General features: G+C 65.8%; 18 protein-coding genes. 12 read left to right on the forward strand and 6 right to left on the reverse strand.

Annotation, left to right across the window (positions count from 1 at the left end):
* The first annotated feature begins 193 nt into the window (after window positions 1-193).
* The 3 genes from AC1DZY_RS19875 to AC1DZY_RS19885 all read left to right on the forward strand — a co-directional run bounded on the left by AC1DZY_RS19875 (window position 194) and on the right by AC1DZY_RS19885 (window position 3,587).
* Entirely contained in the window at window positions 194-1,477 is a 1,284-nt protein-coding gene (locus AC1DZY_RS19875; RefSeq protein ID WP_476821926.1) for a class I SAM-dependent methyltransferase, read from the forward strand.
* Between the two features lie 63 nt (window positions 1,478-1,540).
* On the forward strand, window positions 1,541-2,212 hold the full coding sequence (locus AC1DZY_RS19880; RefSeq protein ID WP_476821876.1) for a response regulator: 672 nt from the start codon (window positions 1,541-1,543) through the stop codon (window positions 2,210-2,212).
* Window positions 2,205-3,587 carry a sensor histidine kinase N-terminal domain-containing protein gene (locus AC1DZY_RS19885; protein ID WP_476821877.1) on the forward strand — a complete coding sequence of 461 codons (1,383 nt, stop codon included), beginning with the start codon at window positions 2,205-2,207 and terminating at the stop codon, window positions 3,585-3,587. The genes AC1DZY_RS19880 and AC1DZY_RS19885 overlap by 8 nt, the downstream gene beginning before the upstream one ends.
* A 64-nt stretch (window positions 3,588-3,651) precedes the next feature.
* Here the strand turns inward: AC1DZY_RS19885 and AC1DZY_RS19890 are convergent, their stop codons facing one another.
* The 5 genes from AC1DZY_RS19890 to AC1DZY_RS19910 all read right to left on the reverse strand — a co-directional run bounded on the left by AC1DZY_RS19890 (window position 3,652) and on the right by AC1DZY_RS19910 (window position 10,047).
* Window positions 3,652-4,527 carry an ABC transporter permease gene (locus tag AC1DZY_RS19890; RefSeq protein WP_476821878.1) on the reverse strand — a complete coding sequence of 292 codons (876 nt, stop codon included), beginning with the start codon at window positions 4,525-4,527 and terminating at the stop codon, window positions 3,652-3,654.
* 10 nt (window positions 4,528-4,537) lie between these two features.
* Window positions 4,538-5,362, reverse strand: coding sequence for an ABC transporter ATP-binding protein (locus tag AC1DZY_RS19895; protein WP_476821879.1), 825 nt, complete (start codon window positions 5,360-5,362; stop codon window positions 4,538-4,540).
* Window positions 5,363-5,455: 93 nt separating this feature from the next.
* Window positions 5,456-6,463 carry an ABC transporter substrate-binding protein gene (locus AC1DZY_RS19900; RefSeq protein ID WP_476821880.1) on the reverse strand — a complete coding sequence of 336 codons (1,008 nt, stop codon included), beginning with the start codon at window positions 6,461-6,463 and terminating at the stop codon, window positions 5,456-5,458.
* A 483-nt stretch (window positions 6,464-6,946) separates the two neighbouring features.
* Complete coding sequence (locus AC1DZY_RS19905) at window positions 6,947-8,455, reverse strand: M81 family metallopeptidase (protein WP_476821881.1); 1,509 nt, start codon at window positions 8,453-8,455, stop codon at window positions 6,947-6,949.
* Window positions 8,456-8,466: 11 nt separating this feature from the next.
* Window positions 8,467-10,047 carry an ABC transporter substrate-binding protein gene (locus AC1DZY_RS19910; protein WP_476821882.1) on the reverse strand — a complete coding sequence of 527 codons (1,581 nt, stop codon included), beginning with the start codon at window positions 10,045-10,047 and terminating at the stop codon, window positions 8,467-8,469.
* Window positions 10,048-10,315: 268 nt separating this feature from the next.
* Here AC1DZY_RS19910 and modA point away from each other — a divergent pair, with 268 nt between their 5' ends.
* The 4 genes from modA (at window position 10,316) to AC1DZY_RS19930 (ending at window position 13,368) form a co-directional block, all read left to right on the forward strand.
* On the forward strand, window positions 10,316-11,116 hold the full coding sequence (gene modA / locus AC1DZY_RS19915) for a molybdate ABC transporter substrate-binding protein (RefSeq protein ID WP_476821883.1): 801 nt from the start codon (window positions 10,316-10,318) through the stop codon (window positions 11,114-11,116).
* 7 nt (window positions 11,117-11,123) lie between these two features.
* Window positions 11,124-11,822, forward strand: a complete 699-nt coding sequence (gene modB, locus AC1DZY_RS19920; RefSeq protein WP_476821884.1) for a molybdate ABC transporter permease subunit — start codon at window positions 11,124-11,126, stop codon at window positions 11,820-11,822.
* Window positions 11,819-12,907 (forward strand): molybdenum ABC transporter ATP-binding protein, encoded by a 1,089-nt coding sequence (modC, locus tag AC1DZY_RS19925; protein ID WP_476821885.1) that lies wholly within the window; start codon window positions 11,819-11,821, stop codon window positions 12,905-12,907. The genes modB and modC overlap by 4 nt, the downstream gene beginning before the upstream one ends.
* Window positions 12,908-12,987: 80 nt before the next feature.
* Entirely contained in the window at window positions 12,988-13,368 is a 381-nt protein-coding gene (locus AC1DZY_RS19930) for a winged helix-turn-helix domain-containing protein (RefSeq protein WP_476821886.1), read from the forward strand.
* A gap of 118 nt (window positions 13,369-13,486) precedes the next feature.
* Here the strand turns inward: AC1DZY_RS19930 and AC1DZY_RS19935 are convergent, their stop codons facing one another.
* The gene (locus AC1DZY_RS19935) at window positions 13,487-14,263 is read right to left on the reverse strand and encodes a class I SAM-dependent methyltransferase (protein ID WP_476821887.1); all 777 of its coding nucleotides are present in this window, start codon (window positions 14,261-14,263) and stop codon (window positions 13,487-13,489) included.
* 260 nt (window positions 14,264-14,523) lie between these two features.
* Here AC1DZY_RS19935 and AC1DZY_RS19940 point away from each other — a divergent pair, with 260 nt between their 5' ends.
* The 5 genes from AC1DZY_RS19940 to AC1DZY_RS19960 all read left to right on the forward strand — a co-directional run bounded on the left by AC1DZY_RS19940 (window position 14,524) and on the right by AC1DZY_RS19960 (window position 18,425).
* Complete coding sequence (locus AC1DZY_RS19940) at window positions 14,524-15,243, forward strand: amino acid ABC transporter permease (RefSeq protein ID WP_476821888.1); 720 nt, start codon at window positions 14,524-14,526, stop codon at window positions 15,241-15,243.
* Window positions 15,240-15,896 (forward strand): amino acid ABC transporter permease, encoded by a 657-nt coding sequence (locus AC1DZY_RS19945; RefSeq protein WP_476821889.1) that lies wholly within the window; start codon window positions 15,240-15,242, stop codon window positions 15,894-15,896. Before AC1DZY_RS19940 ends, AC1DZY_RS19945 begins: the two co-directional genes overlap by 4 nt.
* On the forward strand, window positions 15,893-16,621 hold the full coding sequence (locus AC1DZY_RS19950) for an amino acid ABC transporter ATP-binding protein (protein ID WP_476821890.1): 729 nt from the start codon (window positions 15,893-15,895) through the stop codon (window positions 16,619-16,621). The genes AC1DZY_RS19945 and AC1DZY_RS19950 overlap by 4 nt, the downstream gene beginning before the upstream one ends.
* A gap of 9 nt (window positions 16,622-16,630) precedes the next feature.
* Window positions 16,631-17,230 carry a helix-turn-helix domain-containing protein gene (locus tag AC1DZY_RS19955; RefSeq protein ID WP_476821891.1) on the forward strand — a complete coding sequence of 200 codons (600 nt, stop codon included), beginning with the start codon at window positions 16,631-16,633 and terminating at the stop codon, window positions 17,228-17,230.
* 124 nt (window positions 17,231-17,354) lie between these two features.
* Window positions 17,355-18,425 (forward strand): NAD/NADP octopine/nopaline dehydrogenase family protein, encoded by a 1,071-nt coding sequence (locus tag AC1DZY_RS19960; RefSeq protein WP_476821892.1) that lies wholly within the window; start codon window positions 17,355-17,357, stop codon window positions 18,423-18,425.
* The last annotated feature ends 20 nt before the right edge of the window (window positions 18,426-18,445 follow it).

Below are 18,445 nucleotides of genomic sequence, written 5' to 3' on the forward strand. Positions count from 1 at the left end.
CACCAATGAAGCAGCAAGACCCGAATTTCGCGGTTATCGGCAGGATAGACCCCTGCCGGCCCGTATTTCCGGCCATTTCGGCCGAATTTCTGATAGCGCCCCGGCGCAGGACCCATGCCCGCCCCGATCTGGCACGGTTCCTGCGATTTCCGCTTCGCCGCGCGGCTCGCGCGGCTGGCCCGGAACACAGTCGATGTATCGCCTCCTTCAAGCCGTGCTTTCGCAGCTCGTCTCTCGCGGCGCGCTCGACGTGACGATGCCGGATGGCCGCAGTTTCTGGTGCGGGGACGGCGCGGGAGAGCCCGTTTCGATCCGTTTCACCGATCGAAGAGCGGTCCTGGCGTTCCTTCTCGATCCCGAGATGAAACTCGGCGAGCTGTTCATGGACGGCCGCCTCGTCGTCCAGCGAGGAACGATCCACGGCTTCCTCGCGCTCATCCTGGCCGGCGCTCGCGATCAGGCTCCCAGCTGGTGGGAGGGGGCGCTCGACTGGTGTCGCTATCTGTTGCGCCACCTCACCACGCTCAATACGCGCAGCCGCTCACGCGACAACGTCGCCCATCACTATGATCTCGACGACCGGCTATATGCGCTCTTCCTGGATCAGGACTGGCAATATTCCTGCGCCTATTTCGAGACACCCGACCAAGGCCTCGACGCAGCGCAGCTTGCAAAGAAGCGCCATATCGCCGCCAAGCTCGTCATCGAGCCGCGGCATCGCGTCCTTGATATCGGCAGCGGCTGGGGCGGCATGTGCCTCTACCTCACCGAGATCGCCCGGGCGCATGAAACACTTGGCGTGACGCTCTCCAGGGAGCAACTCGACGTCGCCAACCGCAGGGCTCAGGCTGCCGGCGCCCAAGACCGCGCGCGCTTCGCCCTGCAGGATTACCGCGACGTGACGGGCGTGTTCGACCGCATCGTCTCGGTTGGCATGTTCGAGCATATCGGCCCGCGCTTCTTCTCCGTGTTCTTCGAGACCTGCCGGCGCCTGCTGCACGAGGACGGTGTGATGCTGCTCCACACGATCGGCTGCTCGGACGGCCCCAACCACCCCAACCCCTGGCTCAACCGTTATATTTTTCCGGGCGGCTACCTGCCGGCCCTGTCGGAGATTCTCCCGGCGGCTGAGAAGGCCGGCCTGATCGTCACCGATATCGAAGTGCTGCGGCTTCATTATGCGAAAACGCTGCAGGCCTGGCGCGAGCGTTTCATGGCGCGCCGGGCAGAGGCTGCAGCACTGTATGACGAACGCTTCTGCCGGATGTGGGAGTTCTATCTGGCGATGAGCCAGGCTGCGTTCGAGCATCAGGACGTTGTCGTCTTCCAGCTCCAGATCGTGCGCAGGCAGGATGCCGTACCGCTTACGCGCGACTACCTGCAGCGCGAAGAGGAGCGGCTGCGCGAGGCCGAATCGCGTGGGGAAAGGGTCGTCGCACCACCGTTTCGCGCCTCACAGTCGGAGATGGCGCCGTAGCCCCATTGCGCCCGGCTGTCGGCTGCATTCGTAGAATGCGCCGGATTATGCGACGGAATGCTCATGCGTGTCCTCCTGGTCGAAGACAATCGAGAGCTGGCGGAATGGCTGGGGCGGCTGCTCCGGAAGAGCCGCTACATCGTCGATGCGGTTCATGACGGCGCTGATGCCGATGCCGTGCTGACGACGCAGAACTATGATCTCGTGATCCTCGACATGGCCTTGCCGGAGATGGGTGGGCTCGACGTGCTCAAGCGCTTCCGTGCCCGCAAGGGGCTGACGCCGGTCATCATCCTGACGGCCAACGACGCGATCACAAGCCGCATCGCCGGGCTCGACGCCGGCGCCGACGACTATCTCGTCAAGCCCTTCGACCCCCTGGAACTGGAAGCGCGCATGCGCGCCCAACTGCGGCGGCGACAGAGCGAAAAATCGCTGACCATCGCGTTTGGAGAGCTTGCACTCGAAACAAGCCAGCGCCTGTTTCATCTCGCGGGCGAACCGCTTTCTCTGACCCAACGCGAGTACGCGATGCTGGAATCGCTCATGCTGGCCAATGGGCGGATCGTCTCAAAGGTCGCGCTGACCGAGACAGTGTTCGGCTTTGAGGAGGACGCGAGCAGCAACGCGATCGAGATCCACATCCATCGGCTGCGGAAGAAGCTCGAAGGCAGCGCTGTCGGCATCGGGACGTTGCGCGGGCTGGGTTATGCGTTGAGGAAGCTCGATGGCTAGAAGCCTGCGCCTGGAATTGCTCGGCTGGGTGTTGCTGCCTCTGGCGGGCGTCGTCGGGTTCAACGCCTGGACGACCCGCACCAACGCCATGGCGACGGCGGATCTCATCACGGACAGGACGCTGCTGGCGGCGGCGCGCGTCATCGCCGAACAGGTGAAGGAGACCGATGGCAGCGTCGAGGCGCTGATCCCGCCTTCCGCACTCGAGATGTTCGCCTCGCCGGATCGCGACCGCGTGATTTACCGGGTGATGTCGCCGGCCGGCGAACTCATCGCCGGTTTTCCCGACGTGGCGATCCCTCCCCAGCCGCCGCGCGACCTTCAGCCCGTGTTCTTCGCGGATGTCTTCCGGACCGAAGAGATCCGGGCTGTGGCGATCGCCCAGCCGGTTGTCTCCAGGACCGCCGGCGGCAACGCGCTTGTCGTCATCGCCACGACCCTGCGGGGCCGCGACCGGCTCGTCGCCGGCCTCTGGTACGCCTCGCTGCGCGATCAGGCTCTTCTGGTCGGCATCGCGGCCATTCTCGCCTTGCTGGGGCTTCAGCGCGGACTCGCCCCACTGCTCGCCTTGCGCAAGGAACTGCGGGACCGCGAGCCCGGCTCTCTCCAACCGATCGAGCCGGGCCGACTCCAGAGCGAACTTCGCCCGCTGATCGAGGCGTTGAATCACGCTTTCGACCGCGTCCACGCCTACATCGCCCTGCAGCGGCGCTTCGTGGCGAACGCCTCGCATCAGATGCGGACGCCGCTGGCGGTGCTGAAGACGCAATCGACGGTCGGGCTTCGCGAAGCTGGGAGCGGGCCGAAAGACGAATCCCTCCGTGCGATCGACCGTGGCTTGGATGCGGTCAGCCGGCTAGTCAACCAGTTGCTGACGCTGGCGCGGGCCGAGCCCGGCGGCGATGCCCTGCGGAAGGAGGCGGTCGATTTCGGCGCCCTGACGCGCGCGGCCCTGGAGGGGCTGTCGCCACTCGCCTTTGAGCGCGACATCGACCTCGTCTTCGATGATGGGGGCGCGGCGGTGTTGATGAGCGGTCATGCCACCCTGCTGCGCGAGATGGTGACGAATCTCGTCGACAACGCGCTGCGCTACACGCCACGCGGCGGCTCGATCTGGGTTGCGCTTGCGAAAGAGGACGGCGGGTCTCGGCTCGTCGTCGAGGACAACGGGCCCGGCATCCCCAACGATGAAATGGAAAAGGTGTTCGAGCGCTTCTACCGCTTGCCCGGCAGCCCCGCCGACGGCACGGGGCTCGGCCTGCCGATCGTCCGCGAGATCGTAGCCGCCCATGGCGGCAGGATCACGCTGTCCAGGCGGGTCGGCGGCACCGGCCTGCGCGTCGACGTCAGGCTGGATGGTGCTGCCGTCGAATGACTGCCGACCAGACGCGAAAGCCCGCCACGTCGCGTGGCGGGCTTCGGCAGACGACAATAGTCGCCTATTGGGCGTCGTGCAGCGGAGCAGGGCGCCATTTGGCCAGGCTGCTTTCGAGCCGCGTCATCAGGAATTCGGCCAGGAGCGCGACGACCATGATGATGACGATGGCCGCATACATGCCAGCCGAGTCGAACGAGCCCTTCGCGATGTTGATCAGCAGGCCGATGCCATAGCGCGCACCGACGAACTCTCCGACGATCGCGCCGACGATGGCGAAGCCGAAGCTGACGTGCAGAGACGCGAAGATCCAGCTCATCGCCGAAGGCACGACCACGGATCGGGTCAGCTGCCAGTTCTTCGCGCCCAGGATCTGCGCATTGGCGATCAGGTTGCGGTCGGCCTCGCGCACGCCCTGGAAGGCGTTGGCGAAGACGACGAAGAACACCATCACGAACGACAGGGCGACTTTCGAGGCGAGGCCCAGTCCGAAGATCATGATGAAGATCGGCGCCAGCACGACGCGCGGGATCGAGTTGATCACCTTGATGTAGATCGAGAAGATGTCCGCCAGCATGCGGTTGCGCCCGAGCGCGATGCCGACGACGATCCCGGCGACCGAGCCGGTGACGAAGCCGATCAGCGATTCCTCCATCGTGACCCAGAGATGGAACCACAAGGGGCCTTCCGAGGTGCCTTCTGTCGTCCATTCGACGAGGCGCTCCCAGATCGCAAGCGGGCTCGAGAAGAAGAACGGGTCGATCACCTCGGTACGCGAAGCCAGCTCCCAACCGCCGAGGAAGGCGAGCAGGATGGCCCAGCGCCAGAACAGGACCATGTGCTTGCGATGGCGGTTGGCGCGGGCGGCGGCGGCCTCGATCTCCGCGTCCGAGGTTCCGGCGCGAAAGACGGCCGGTGATATGATGGCTGTGTCGGTCATGTCCGCCTCCTCACGCTGCGCGGGCTTCGTCGCGGGCGGCGCCGCGCGTGACTTCGTCGCGCAGGTCGTCCCAGATGGTCTTGGACAGGGCGATGAAATCGTCCTGATAGCGGATGTCGGCGACGACGCGCGGGCGCGGCAGCTCGACCGGATAGACCGACTTCACCGTCGCCGGTCCCGAGGTCAGCACATAGACCTTGTCGGCGAGCGCGATCGCCTCTTCGAGATCATGCGTGACGAAGACGACGGAGGCCTTGGCCTCCGACCAGAGATCGAGCAGCACGTCGTGCATCAGCACGCGGGTCTGGACGTCGAGCGCCGAGAAGGGCTCGTCCATCAGCAGGATCTGCGGCTCGTTGATGAAGGTCTGCGCCAGCGAGACGCGCTTGCGCATGCCACCCGAAAGCTGGTGGGGATATTTGGTCTCGTGACCGGTGAGATGGACGCGGGCGAGCCATGTCTTGGCCCTGGCATACGCCTCTTCGCGCGGCATGCCGCGGAAGAGCGGACCGGCCACGACATTGTCGATGACGTTGCGCCAGGGGAACAGCGCGTCGGTCTGGAAGGCGAAGCCGATGCGCGGGTCGATGCCGTCGACGGGGCCGCCGAACAGGCGGACCTCACCGCTCGAAGGACGGGCGAGGCCGGTGACGAGGTTCAGCGTCGTCGACTTGCCGCAGCCGGTAGGGCCGACGACGGCGACGAACTCGCCCCGCGCCACACTCATGTTGAAGTCGCGGATGGCCGTCATCGACTTGCCGTCTGGCGTGATGAACCGGCGGCTGACATTGATCAGCTCGATCGCAGGCGTTTCCTGAGCGTCCGATACGGACATGGCTCCTCCTTCGCCGGAGTGCCGGCGTTTGCTGGTTTCACAGATTGAGGAAGGCGGGGAGCAGGCGACGACCCCGGGGCCGCCGCCCGGGATTCACTGGCTCGGCTTGGCGTTCTTCACGAACTCTGTCGTGTAGGTCTTCGACAGGTCGATCTGCTTGCCCTTGATGTTCTTCGAGAAGCCGGAGAGGACGGCGAGCACCGTCTCGGGGCCGCCCTGGGGCATCACGCCGTCATTGGTGAACATCGCCTTGCCGTCGGCCAAGGCCTTGATATAGCTGTCCTTGTTGCCGGCGTAGTAATCCTTCGGCATCTTGTCCGCGATCTCGGCGGCGCTGTGGGTGTCGATGTATTTCAGCGTCTTGACGAAGGCGTTGGCGAGCTTCTGGACCAGCGGCTTGTTCTTCTCGACCCAGGCCGTCTGCATGTAGAGCGAGGCGGCCGGATAGGTCCCGCCCAGCGCTTCCTTGGTCTTCTCGACCGTGCGCATGTCGACGAGGATGCGGGCCTCGCCGGTGGCGAGCAGGCGCGAGATCGTCGGTTCCGTGGTCATGCCGGCCTGGATCTTGTCCTGCTGCATGGCCGCGATGAAAGTCGTGCCGGCGCCAACCGGGAGCGTGGTGTAATCGGCCGGCTTCACGCCCTGCTTCAGCATCAGATACTGGCTGAGGAAGTTGGTCGAGGAACCCAGCCCGGTGACGCCGAGGTTCTTGCCCTTGAGGTCGGCCATCGACTTTACGTCGGGATATTTCGACGAGACGAGTTCGACCTCGCCCGGAGCCTGGCTGAACTGGACCACGGACATGACGTATTTGCCCTTGGCCTGCAGGTCGACGCAGTGGTCGTAGAAGCCTACGACGGCCTGGACGGCGCCGGCCAGCATTTCATTCTCGGCATCGACGCCGGCTGCCTCGTTCAGGAGCTCGACCTCGAGACCCTCGTCCTTGAAATAGCCGAGGCTTTCGGTGAGCTTGGCGGGAAGGTAGATCTGCTTCTCGTAGCCGCCGACCATGATGGTGACCTTGTCGGCGGCCAAAGCCGAGCCGGCCGCTGCGAGAAGCGCGGCGAAAGCGATGGATGTGCTGAGAATGCGAGCGCGCATTGGCGTCTCTCCTTGACGTGACGTTTCCCGAGGCGCGTCATTTCTGCCTTATCTGGCGGATTGCATGACGTGCGAACGGGGCAGCGATAGCCCTCCAACCTTTCGCGAAACTTTCAGCGACGGGAGGGAGTACGGCAGGCGGCGCGCATGACGACATGACTCGCAGATCGTTCTCTCACACTGGCCGTTCCAGAACGGAATGTCCGCTCCGGGGCAGGGAGCCAGGTTCGGCAATTGTGATGGGTTTCGGATGCCGGCCCCGTGCGGCGGGTTTGGACCGGGCTGAGGGCCGGCGTCGTAAAGCCTCCAGTGGAGGAAGCCGCGGCCCCGGGGCCGTACGCTATGGGGATTTCGCGGCGCGGCGTGGTCTGCGGGATCGTGCGATGCGCAGGTCGGCGGGCGCGGCGGCTCGCCGCGCGGGACATCAATGCGCCGCCATGGTCCGCCGACAGCGTCAAATCTCATTGAAGCGCGGCCAGGCGACTATCGATCGTTCCCGCCCAGCCATGGCTGAAACCGTGGGCTGCCATAGGGATAATAGTCGGTCAGCGTGAGGTTCTCGTAGGGCAGGGCGTCGAGATGGACCGTGCCCATGAACGGTTTCGGCGGCTCCACCAGCAGGATCGTCTTCGCAAAGCCGCTGTCGTCGAAGCCCCGGCGAAAATGCGCGCGTGACTTGATCGCGATCACGTCGAATTCATCAGGGTCGAGGCCGAGCTCCCAGAGTTCGGACGGCTCCATGATCTGGACGAGAAACGGGCTGAGCACCAGCATATTGCCCTTGCCGAAGCTGACGCAGAGCCATTCATTGCCCTTGCCGCGCGCGGTCGTGGCCGCGCTGATGTCACGTATGGCACCAGTGATACGCACTGCCTCTCCAGCCGATTCGTCGAACAGGCCGCCGATCTCGGCATCGAACGCGTCGCCTGGTTTCGCGCCGGCCGCCAGCACCGAGCGTATTGCGTCGGGCGAGGCGATGGTCGCGATCAGGGTGCGTTCGAGCTTTTGCGCTACTATCTCCCGCAATAGCCAGGTCGCGTAGCCGGAGCGGTCGCTGTAGTCGGCGAGCACGACGGGCGACTTGCCGGCCGCCACCGCTTCGCGGGCAAGAGCGACGCCCTGCTGCATGGAGTGGATCTGAACCGTGTTGAGCAGGGCCTCGCGCCGCCGCCAGATCCATTCGGCCATGTCGCGGATCACGCGTTCGGCGAGTTTCGGGTCGCCATTGGTCAGGACCTGCAGGCCCATGCCGGCATCGGGCACGTCCGACCAGGGAAAGCCGAAGAAGACGTTGACGAAGACATCCGGCTCGCGCGCCTCCCAGATCAGCGCGCGCTGGATCAGGTCGGACCAGGGCGAGGCGCCGGTCCACATCACCACCGTCGGTGCGATGATCGGGATCCGCAGCGACCGATGCACCGGCTTGAAGCTGCCGCGGATCGCCCTGACCAGCATCCGCGCGGCGCGCTCGCCCTGCAGATGCATGTCGTAATGGGGGAAATACTTGACGCAGAAGGCCATGTCGGCCTGCGCGAGGAAGGCCTCGTCCTCGTTGCCGTGCGGATCGAAAGTCGACGAGATGAAGACACCCCGGCCCACGACCTCGCGGACGCGCCTTGCGATATCGGCCTCGGGGCGCGGCACGCCGCGCACGGCGAGTGCGCCGTGCAGCGCCAGATAGACGCCGTCGAGCCCGGCTTGAGCCTTTAGCTCCGCGATGATGATGCCGAGGAAATGCTCGTAGGCATCCTGTGTGATCCAGCCGGAGCCGGTTCCGGTTTTCGGCCAAAGCGGCGAGGTGATGCCGATCAGCTCGACATCGTCATATTCGCGCGCAACCTGCACGAAGCCGCCCATATAGCCCTTCGGGTCGGTCGCGAGCAGCGCCTCGCCGCCCGCCGGCGAGCCCGGATAGATGAAATCCTCCCGCGTCGTGTCGTTGGGGAGGAAGGTGACGGTCTCGTGGGCGAACTGGAGGACGGCGATCCGCATCGGCTGGTGCTTCAGGCCGGCTTGACGTCGTAGAATTGCGGGAAGCCGATCCGCATGCCGGTCAGTCCGCGAAAGGCCGTCTTCTCGTAGTAAGCGCCGAGCGGGATATAGGGCACATCGGAGAAGAACTGCTTCTGGATCTCGGCGCAGATCGCCTTCTGCGCGGCGATGTCCTTGGCGGCAAACCAATCGGTTCGCAGTTCTTCCAGGCGCGGCGATTTAGGCCAGCCGAACCAGGCCTGTTCGCCATTGCCGCGAATGCCGAGCTGGCTTGCGGGATCGAAGTTGTTGGTCCCGTTGAGATAGGTGAAGAAGATGTTCCAGCCGCCCTTGTCGATCGGCTGCTTGCTGGCGCGGCGCTGCACGACCGTGCCCCAGTCGCTCGAGATCATGTCGACGTTGACGCCGCTTTTCTGCAGCACGTCGGCGGCCACCTGCGCCAGCGCGTGGGTCGAAGGGTAGTCGGTCGGGTCGAGCAGCACGACGCGCTCGCCCTTGTAGCCGGCCGCCGCGAGCTCGCGCTTGACCGCCGCGAAGTCGCGCTTGCCGACGAGAACCTCGGTTCCGACTGTGGTCGCCATAGGCGTGTCCGGGCTGAATACGCCGACATGGTCCTTCCACAGGGAGCGCTCGTCGCCTGCGACCGCCGTCATGAAGTCGGTCTGGTCGATCGCACCGAGCAGCGCCCGCCGGATCGCCGGATTGTCGAAGGGCGGGATGAGCGAGTTGAAGCGCAGGCAGCCGATGCCGCCCGCAGGGTCGAGCCCTTCGACCTTGACGCCGGCCTTGCTCTTCAGAATGGCCTGGAGATCGGGCGTCGGGTTCTGCCACCAGTCGACCTCGCCTGCGCCAAGCGCATTGGCGGCCGTCGACGGGTCGGGAATGATGCGCCATTCGACACGGTCGAAGAAGACGTTCTTGGGACCGGCGGTGAAGCTGGCCGAGCCGTCCGGGCGTGGAACGTAGCCGGCGAATTTCTCGTAGACGGTCAGTGCGCCGGGGACCCGCTCGCTGACCTTGAAGCGGAACGGGCCGCTGCCGATCATCTCCGTGACCTGCTTGTTGGGGTCGGTCACCGCGAAGCGTTCCGGCATGATGCAGGGCATCGAGGTTCCGGTCTTGCCGAGCGCTGCCGGCAGCAGCGGGAACGGCCGCTTCAGGCGGAATTTCACGACACGGTCGGATTCGGCGGAGAGTTCGTCGGTCGCCTCCATCAGCGCGCGGCCGAAGGCGTCGCGGGCGGCGAAACGGCGCACGCTGGGCACGACATCCTGAGCCCGCACCGGCTCGCCGTCGTGGAAGCGCAGGCCTTCCCGCAGGGTCAGCCGCCAGGTCTTGCCGTCATCCTCGATGGTATGGCCGGCGACCATCTGCGGTTCGAAATTATAGTCGGCGGTCTGCCCGTAGAGCGTATCGAAGACGAGATAGCCGTGGTTGCGAGTCACCGTCGCCGTCGTCCAGACCGGATCGACGATCGCGACATCCGACTCGGGGATGAATTTCAGCACCTTGGCCGGCTGCGCAATACTGGGCCTTGCAAGCGCTGAGACGGCCGCGCCGGCAGCGGCGCCCAGAAATGTACGACGCTTCATGCCTGTAACCTTCTGTTGGTGCAGATGGAGTGGTTGCGCCGCAGCGATGTCGGTCAGTCGATCCTAGAGTGCCGGAAATGGCGCGCGCAAGCCGAAGCGCGAGACGAAGCCGATTTGAACGACCGTCGTCTGCGCAAATGTTGGTCGCATGCATGCCGAGCATCGCTGCTGATACGGCGTCCGTTCGCGCAAGCACTCGACCTCTCGCCCGGTTGGCTATATCCATTCGTATCGAGCGAACCGCAATCCAACAAGGACGAGAACCGTGATGATCCGTCGACGCGTACTGGCTCTTGCCGCCGCAGTCCTCGTTGGGCTTGCGCCTGCGACCGGCTCCGCGCAGGCGCAGCCGAGGGACCTCGTGATCTTCGCCGCCGCCAGCCTGAAGAACGCGCTCGACGAAACCGCCGCCGCCTGGGTCAGGGAGACCGGCAAGCCAGCGCCCAAAATCTCCTATGCGGCGAGCAACGTGCTGGCCAAGCAACTCGAACAGGGCGCGCCGGCCGACCTCTTTCTCTCGGCCGATCTCGACTGGATGGACTATGCGGCGGGCAAGGGCCTGATCAGGCCGGAAACCCGCGTCACGCTGCTCGCCAATCGGATCGCGCTGATCGCGCCGTCGGATTCGACTGCGACCGTCGCGCTCGCGGCCGGCGTCGATCTCTCCGTCGCGCTCGGCCAGGGCCGTCTCGCCATCGGCAATGTCGATTCCGTGCCGGCCGGCAAATACGGCAAGGCGGCGCTGGAGAAGCTCGGCGGCTGGGACAAGATCAAGGACAAGATCGCGCAGGCCGACAATGTCCGCGCCGCGCTGCTTCTGGTCTCGCGCGGCGAGGCGCCGCTCGGCATCGTCTACACGACGGATGCCGCCGCCGATCCGAAGGTCAAGGTCGTCGCGACCTTCCCCGAGGATTCGCATCCGCCGATCCTCTACCCCGTGGCGGTGACGAAGGATTCCGGCAATGCCGATGCGCAGGGCTTCCTGAGCTATCTGCGCGGCGCAGGTTCCAAGGCCGCGTTCGAGAAGCAGGGCTTCACCGTCCTGAACAAACCCGCGAACGCGTCCTGATCCGTTCGTGAGCGGCTGGCTTTCGCCCGAGGAGTGGACGGCGGTCCGGCTCAGCCTGATCGTCGCGACGACGGCCATGCTGGCGAGCCTGCCGCTTGGGCTCGCCGTCGCCTTCGTGCTGGCGCGCGGGCGGTTCTGGGGCAAGTCGGCGCTGGATGCGCTCGTCCATCTGCCGCTGATCATGCCGCCGGTCGTTACCGGCTATCTGCTCCTGATCGGCTTTGGCCGGCGCGGGCCGATCGGCCAATGGCTCTATGACTGGTTCGGCATCGTCCTGTCATTCCGCTGGACCGGGGCGGTGCTGGCCAGCGCCGTGATGGGTTTCCCGCTGATGGTGCGCGCGATCAGGCTCTCGATCGAGGCGGTCGACCGCAAGCTCGAGGACGCGGCCGGCACGCTCGGCGCTAGCCCTGCCTGGGTGTTTCTGGTGGTGACGCTGCCGCTCTGCCTGCCGGGCATTCTCGTCGGCATGATCTTGTGCTTCGCCAAGGCGATGGGCGAGTTCGGCGCGACGATCACCTTCGTCTCCAACATCCCCGGCGAGACGCAGACCCTGCCTTCGGCGATCTACACTTTCACGCAGGTGCCCAATGGCGACGCCGGCGCGATGCGGCTCACGCTGATCTCGATCGCGATCTCGGTTGCGGCCCTGCTCGTCTCGGAGTGGATGGCGCGGCTCGTCGGCCGCCGGATCGCCGTCGAATGAGCCCGCTCATAGAGGTCGCGGTCAGGCATCGGCTCGGCGCGTTCCAGCTTGACGCCGCGTTTGCGTCGGAGGGGCGGCTGACGGCGCTGTTTGGGCGCTCCGGCTCCGGCAAGACCTCGCTCGTCAACATCATCGCCGGGCTGATCGCGCCCGAAAGCGGACGCGTCGTGATCGACGGCGAGGTGCTGCTCGACACGCAGGCCGGCATCTTCCTGCCCAGGCATCGCCGCCGCATCGGCTACGTCTTTCAGGAGGCGCGGCTCTTCCCGCATCTGAGCGTGCGCCAGAACCTGCTGTTCGGGCGCTGGTTCTCGCCGCGAAAGGCCGCCGCCAGCAGCGATCTCGACGGCGTGCTCGGGCTTCTCGGCATCGCCCATCTGCTGGAGCGTCGGCCGGGCGCGCTGTCTGGCGGCGAAAAACAGCGCGTCGCGATCGGCCGGGCCTTGCTGGCCAATCCGCGCCTTCTGCTGATGGACGAGCCGCTCGCCTCGCTGGACGAAGGCCGCAAGGCCGAAATCCTGCCCTATATCGAGCGGCTGCGCGACGAGATCGGCGTCCCCGTGATCTATGTCTCGCATTCGGTCGCCGAGGTGGCGCGGCTGGCGACCACTCTGGTGACCGTCGATCAGGGCCGCGTCACGGCCTGCGGGCCGACCGCACAGGTGATGTCGCGGCTCGATGTCGCCGGCTTCTCCGCCGCAGCCGAGGCGGGTTCCATCCTCGAGGCGCGGATCACCGGTCACGACGAGGCCTATGGCCTGACCATGCTGGAGACGCGGGCCGGACCGTTGCAGGTTGCGCGGATCGCGATGTCGCCCGGGGCGAACGTCCGGGTGCGCGTTCTTGCACGCGACGTGCTGATCAGCCTGACGCGGCCGGTCGGCGTCAGCGCGCTCAACATCCTGCCGAGCATGATCGTCGAGATCGGACAACGCCATTCGGGAGGCGTCGTCGAAGTGCTGATCGATTGCGGCGGAGAAAATTTACTCGCTCGCCTGACCGCCAAATCCATTGATGCGCTGGCGCTTGCGCCCGGCAGCGCCGTCCATGCCGTGGTGAAGAGCGTGTCGATCGACGCATCGTGACGGCGTGAACCAGTTGGCATCGCGGACGATGCCACGGATGAAAAAACGTTTAGAATGAGAGGCGTGTAAAGGACATCGCCATGGCTTCACCATCCGCGCAAAGGCGTGCCGCCCTGATCAGCGTTAGGATCGATCTGGCGCCGACCGGGAGGCTCGGGCCGGGCAAGGTCGATCTGCTCGAAGCGATCGAGGACACCGGCTCGATCTCGGGCGCGGGCCGCGCAATGAAGATGTCCTACCGCCGGGCCTGGCTCCTGGTCGACGAACTCAACCGGATGTTCCGGCAGCCGCTGGTCGAGGCCTCGCCCGGCGGGGCCAATGGTGGCGGCGCGCATCTGACCGCGCTTGGACGCGAGGTCGTGGCCCATTACCGCGCCATCGAGAGCAAGGCGCTGAAGGCGGCCTCGCTCCATATCGAGGCGCTGCAGGGTGTGGCGGCGGAGCCGACACCGGGCTCCTGAGCAGGACCGCCACTTTGGTCTTCCAGAGCACCGGCTTCTGGCTTCGCTATTCTCAAATGAATACAGCGTAGCGTTCCGCCCGAAGACGTCTGGGCCACCTGCGTTCGGCGTCGGTCGATTACTGCTCCGACACGACCAGTCTCAGCGATCCGTCGAAACTCGGCTGGCGGCGCAGCCGCGCATGCCTGGCGTCCCAGCCGCCATCGGCGAGATCGCGGCGAAGATGGTCGACATAGACTGCGGCGGTATCCGCGCTGACGAAGCTCCAGGCTGAACACGCGGCGCGGGCGCCGGCGTCCAGCAACATGTCCGGCCGGCGGTAATAAGCCTCGTTGAAGCCGTCCCGGCACGCCAAGGGAATGGCGACGGGGAGAATGCGCGCGTTGCCGCCAAGCAGTGTGCCGATGTGGCTCAGGCCCGGATAGCGGCGGGCCTCGGTCGAGAGAACCTCCGGCGCATAGTCGTTCAGCCAGAAATCCTGCACGAGATCGGGATCGCAGCTCATGACGACGACCGGCCCCCGCGTGACGCGCCGCATCTCGGCAAGCCCGCTGTCGAGATTCTTCCACTGATGCACCGTGAAGGTGGCCATGCTCGCGTCGAAATGACCGTCCGGGAAGGGCAGTTTTTCGGCGACGGCGTCGATGGCGATGGAGAGGTGGGCCGGGCGTTGCGCGCGCATCGAGGCTGATGGCTCGACCGCCGTGACCTCGCGGTCCCCGGGCTCGTAGGAGCCTGCTCCCGCGCCGACGTTCAAAACCGTCCGCGCCGTGCCGAGAGCCTGCTGGATCTGGGCCGCTATCGCCGGCTCGGGCTGGCGGTAGGAGGTATAGGCCRCGCCGATGACGCCGTAATTGGCGTCGCCCGCGCTGCCGTCGGCCTGTCTCGTGGTCATGTCGATCTCCTGACGCGATGGGGCGTGCTGACGGCTGCGATCCCTCCATACGGAGCGGTCGCCGGTCTGACCGGCAATCGTCGTCGGGAGCGATGGCTGGCGCCTGGGAGCGCTTAGCATCTGGTGGACGAACTGACCAACGCCGTTGACAAACCAGGCAGAGCATCGAATTATTCCATTATAGCGGAATTCGAGCGCCCGATGCCAACCCACAACCGTTCCCACGGACGCGCCGTGCCAGAGCCGATCGTCGCGGCGGCATGAACTATCGCTGGAACTGGTCGATCCTGCTGCAGGAGCCCTATACGGAGTGGCTCTGGAGCGGGCTGCAATGGACGGTTGCGATCAGCCTCGTGAGCTGGGCGATCGCGCTCTCGGTCGGCCTCGTCGTCGGCGTGGTGCGCAGCCTGCCGAGCGGCATCCTGCGGATCATTGCCGGCGCCTATATCGACGTCTTCCGCAACATCCCGCCGCTGGTCCAGCTCTTCCTCTGGTTCTTCGTCCTGCCCGAGATCGTGCCGGAGACGTTCGGCCTCTGGCTGAAACGAGACATGCCCTCTCCCGAATTCGTCACGGCCGTGGTCGCGATCGGGCTGTTCGCCGGCTCGCGCGTCGCCGAGCAGGTCCGCGCCGGCATCGAGTCGGTCGGCGCGCATCTGATGCCGGCGGCGCTCGCGACGGGGCTTCGGCCGATGCAGGCGTTCCGGCTGGTGGTTGTGCCGCTGGGCCTGCGCGCTATCGTCGGGCCGCTGACCTCGGAGTTCCTGGTCACGGTCAAAATGTCGTCGCTCAGCCTGACGATCGGCATTCTCGAACTGACGGCGCAGAGCCGGCATATCGAGAACTACACCTTTCAGGGGCTGGAGGCCTTCACGGTCGCGACCATCGGCTATCTCGTCATCGGGCTTTGCGTCACCGGGCTGATGCGCCTGATCGACGACAGGCTCGGTGGCGCGGCCTTGCGAAAGGCGTCGTCGTGAGCGATTTCGACTGGGGCGTCATCGCAAGGTCGTGGAGCTTCCTCGCCGGGGGCATGGCGCTCAGCGCGCTGCTCGTACTGGTCGCGACGATCGGTGGGCTCGTCATCGGGTTTGGCCTGGCGCTGATGCGGCTGTCCTCGAATCCGCTGATCTCGGGGCCGGCGACGGGTTACGTGACGGTGATGCGCTCGCTGCCGCTCGTGCTGGTGCTGTTCTGGTTCTATTTTCTGGTGCCGCTGGCGATCGGCCGGCCGATCGGCTCGCTGGCCTCGGCGCTGATCGCCTTCGTGATGTTCGAGGCGGCGTTCTATTGCGAGATCATCCGCGCCGGCATCGGCAATGTCCGCAGCGGCCAGACCGAGGCGGGGCTCGCCACCGGCCTGACGCGCGCGCAGGTGATGCGCCACATCGTCATGCCGCAGGCGCTGAAGGCGATGACGCCGCTGGTGCTGAACCAGATCATCATCGTCTTCCAGGACACCTCGCTGGTCTATGTCGTGGCGCTGCACGACTTCCTGACGACGGCGAGCATCGTGGCGGCCCGCGATGGCCGGCCGACCGAGATGTATACGCTCGTCGCCGTGGTCTACCTGATCATCTGCCTGACATCGAGCAAGGCGCTGGACTACTACCGGAAGGGCCGCGCGGCATGATCGTTCTCGAAGGCGTGCACAAATCCTATGGCAAGCAGAAGATCCTGCGTGGCTGCTCGGCTAGCGTGAAGCTTGGCGAGGTCGTGGTGGTCTGCGGCCCCTCGGGCTCGGGCAAGAGCACGCTGATCAAATGCGTCAACGGCCTCGTGCCGTTCGAGCAGGGCACGATCACGGTCGACGGTGTCTCGGTCTCGGACAAGAAGACCGACCTGCCGGCGCTGCGCTCGCGGATCGGCATGGTGTTCCAGAATTTCGAGCTCTATCCGCACATGACCGCGCTGGAGAATGTCAGCCTCGCGCAGATCCATGTGCTGAAGCGCTCGAAGGCGGAGGCCGATGCGCGCTCGCAGGCGCTGCTGACGCGGGTCGGGCTTGCCGACAAGCTCGCGAGCCGGCCGAGCCAGCTCTCGGGCGGCCAGCAGCAGCGCGTCTCGATCGCGCGTGCGCTGGCGATGGACCCCAAGGCGATGCTGTTCGACGAGCCGACCTCGGCGCTCGACCCCGAGATGATCAACGAGGTGCTGGAAGTCATGCAGGCGCTGGCGCTGGAGGGCATGACCATGATGGTGGTGACGCATGAGATGGGCTTCGCCCAGCGCGTTGCAGACCGCGTGCTGTTCATGGATGGCGGCGAAATCCTGGAGGACACGCCCAAGGCGCAGTTCTTCACCGCGCCTGCGACGGAGCGCGCCAAGCAGTTCCTGACCAAGGTCCTGACGCACTAGGCCGCAGTCATGACCGAACCAGCCGCCCCCCTCATCGGCCCGATCATCCAGCGCCAGCGCAAGGCGCGAGGACTGACGCTGCAGCAACTGGCGGCGTTGTCGGGCGTCTCCAAATCGATGCTGTCGCAGATCGAGCGCGGGCAGGCCAACCCGACCTTTGCCGTGTTGTGGAGCCTGACGCAGGGGCTGAAGCTCGATTTTGCGGCGCTGCTGCAGGGCGGTCAGGCGGTGCCGAGCGATACTACCATCGAGATCGTCCCCTCCGAGCATACGCCGGAGATCCGCAGCGCCGACGGCTCCTGCCAGTTGCGCATCCTCAGCCCGCCGAGCCTTGCCGGCATGACCGAATGGTACGACGTCGAGATCGCCGGTGGCGGCAGGCTCGACAGCGCCCCGCACGCGCCGGGCGCCTGCGAGCACTTCACCGCGCTGTCGGGCCAGTTCCTGATCACGAGTGGCGTCTCGACCTATCCGGTCAAGGCCGGCGAGACGGCGCGCTACCCCGTCGACGTGCCCCATTCCATCGCCAACGCCTCGAACCGGCCGGCACGTGGCCTGATGGTGCTGCTATACGGAAAAAATGCGGCAGGGCAGGGGAGGTCGGCTTGACTCATTTCCGCTATAGCGGATTATCGTGGTCGATCGGGACGCACTCGCTTCCCGGAGCATTCAGGCTCGTATCCGTTCGTTTCGACCGTCCGATTTCCCGGGATCGAGCAAAGGCCTTGGCTTCATGCGCGTAAGCATTCTTGGCGCCGGCGGCGCGGCCTATGGCGCCGCGGCCCAGCTCTTCGCCTGCGGGCACGATCCGATGCTGTGGTCGCCCTCGGGCCAGAGCACGCTGGAATTGGCAGCCGGCGCGCCCTTGCGCGCGACGACGGCGATCGAGGCGAGCTTTCATCCCCGTATCGCGTCTAGCGCCGAAGAGGCCGTGACCAATGCCGACGTGGTCATGCTGGTGATGCCCGGCAACGCCCACAAGATGGCTCTGGAAGCGACGGCCCGGCACCTGCGGGAGGGCCAGCCGGTCATCATCAGCTCGCACGCCTCGTTTGGGGCACTTTATCTTTCGAAGCTGCTGGCGGCGCGGGGCGTGCGCGCGCCGATCATCGCCTGGGGCACGACGCTGACGACCGGCCGCAAGCAGACGCCGACGCAGGTCAATGTTGGTTCGCTGCGATCGAAGATCGACATGGCGAGCGTGCCCGAAAGCGGGCTCGAAGATGGGCATGCGCTCTGCACGGCCCTGTTCGGCGATCGCTTCGTCAAGCGCGACGGGCTGCTCGCGATCGCGCTGAGCAACCTCAATCCGCAAAACCATCTCGCGATCGCGCTGTTCAACCTGACCCGGATGGAGCGCGGCGAAAGCTGGGGGCAGGCCGAATACGTCACGACCGCCGTCGGACGCGTCATGGAGGCGCTCGATGCCGAGCGGCTGGCGATCGCGGACGCCTTCGGGCTATCGGTCCGCACGATCAGGGAGCATTATGCCTTCTCCTATCATCTGCCGGTCGCCAGTATCGCCGAGATGAACGCCGACCTGCACGCCCAGGGCCGCGGTGGTTTCGGTCCGACCACGCTGGAGAGCCGCTATGTGCTCGAAGACGCGCCATTCGGGATGTTTCCGACGGTTCTGCTCGGGAGACTCGTCGGCCGTCCGGCCACGCTCCACGATGCCGGCCTGACCATGCTTTCGGGCGCCTATGGCCGTGATTTTGCAGATGATAACGATCTGCTGCCCACGCTGGATTTCGCTGAGATGACGCGCGAGGAGCTGCAGAAGCGGGCGCGCCTGGGATTTTGACAAAGCCGTTTTTCACGGAC

It is taken from the genome of Allobosea sp. P2_A10, from assembly GCF_056405115.1.

Coding starts and splice junctions, on each gene's coding strand:
- AC1DZY_RS19885 (WP_476821877.1), top strand. CDS start 2,205: ATGGCTAGAAGCCTGCGCCTGGAATTGCTCGGCTGGGTGTTGCTGCCT.
- AC1DZY_RS19895 (WP_476821879.1), bottom strand. CDS start 5,362: ATGTCCGTATCGGACGCTCAGGAAACGCCTGCGATCGAGCTGATCAAT.
- AC1DZY_RS19910 (WP_476821882.1), bottom strand. CDS start 10,047: ATGAAGCGTCGTACATTTCTGGGCGCCGCTGCCGGCGCGGCCGTCTCA.
- AC1DZY_RS19940 (WP_476821888.1), top strand. CDS start 14,524: ATGAACTATCGCTGGAACTGGTCGATCCTGCTGCAGGAGCCCTATACG.
- AC1DZY_RS19905 (WP_476821881.1), bottom strand. CDS start 8,455: ATGCGGATCGCCGTCCTCCAGTTCGCCCACGAGACCGTCACCTTCCTC.
- AC1DZY_RS19875 (WP_476821926.1), top strand. CDS start 194: ATGTATCGCCTCCTTCAAGCCGTGCTTTCGCAGCTCGTCTCTCGCGGC.
- AC1DZY_RS19880 (WP_476821876.1), top strand. CDS start 1,541: ATGCGTGTCCTCCTGGTCGAAGACAATCGAGAGCTGGCGGAATGGCTG.
- AC1DZY_RS19950 (WP_476821890.1), top strand. CDS start 15,893: ATGATCGTTCTCGAAGGCGTGCACAAATCCTATGGCAAGCAGAAGATC.
- AC1DZY_RS19960 (WP_476821892.1), top strand. CDS start 17,355: ATGCGCGTAAGCATTCTTGGCGCCGGCGGCGCGGCCTATGGCGCCGCG.
- modA (WP_476821883.1), top strand. CDS start 10,316: ATGATCCGTCGACGCGTACTGGCTCTTGCCGCCGCAGTCCTCGTTGGG.
- AC1DZY_RS19900 (WP_476821880.1), bottom strand. CDS start 6,463: ATGCGCGCTCGCATTCTCAGCACATCCATCGCTTTCGCCGCGCTTCTC.
- AC1DZY_RS19930 (WP_476821886.1), top strand. CDS start 12,988: ATGGCTTCACCATCCGCGCAAAGGCGTGCCGCCCTGATCAGCGTTAGG.
- AC1DZY_RS19955 (WP_476821891.1), top strand. CDS start 16,631: ATGACCGAACCAGCCGCCCCCCTCATCGGCCCGATCATCCAGCGCCAG.
- modC (WP_476821885.1), top strand. CDS start 11,819: ATGAGCCCGCTCATAGAGGTCGCGGTCAGGCATCGGCTCGGCGCGTTC.
- AC1DZY_RS19890 (WP_476821878.1), bottom strand. CDS start 4,527: ATGACCGACACAGCCATCATATCACCGGCCGTCTTTCGCGCCGGAACC.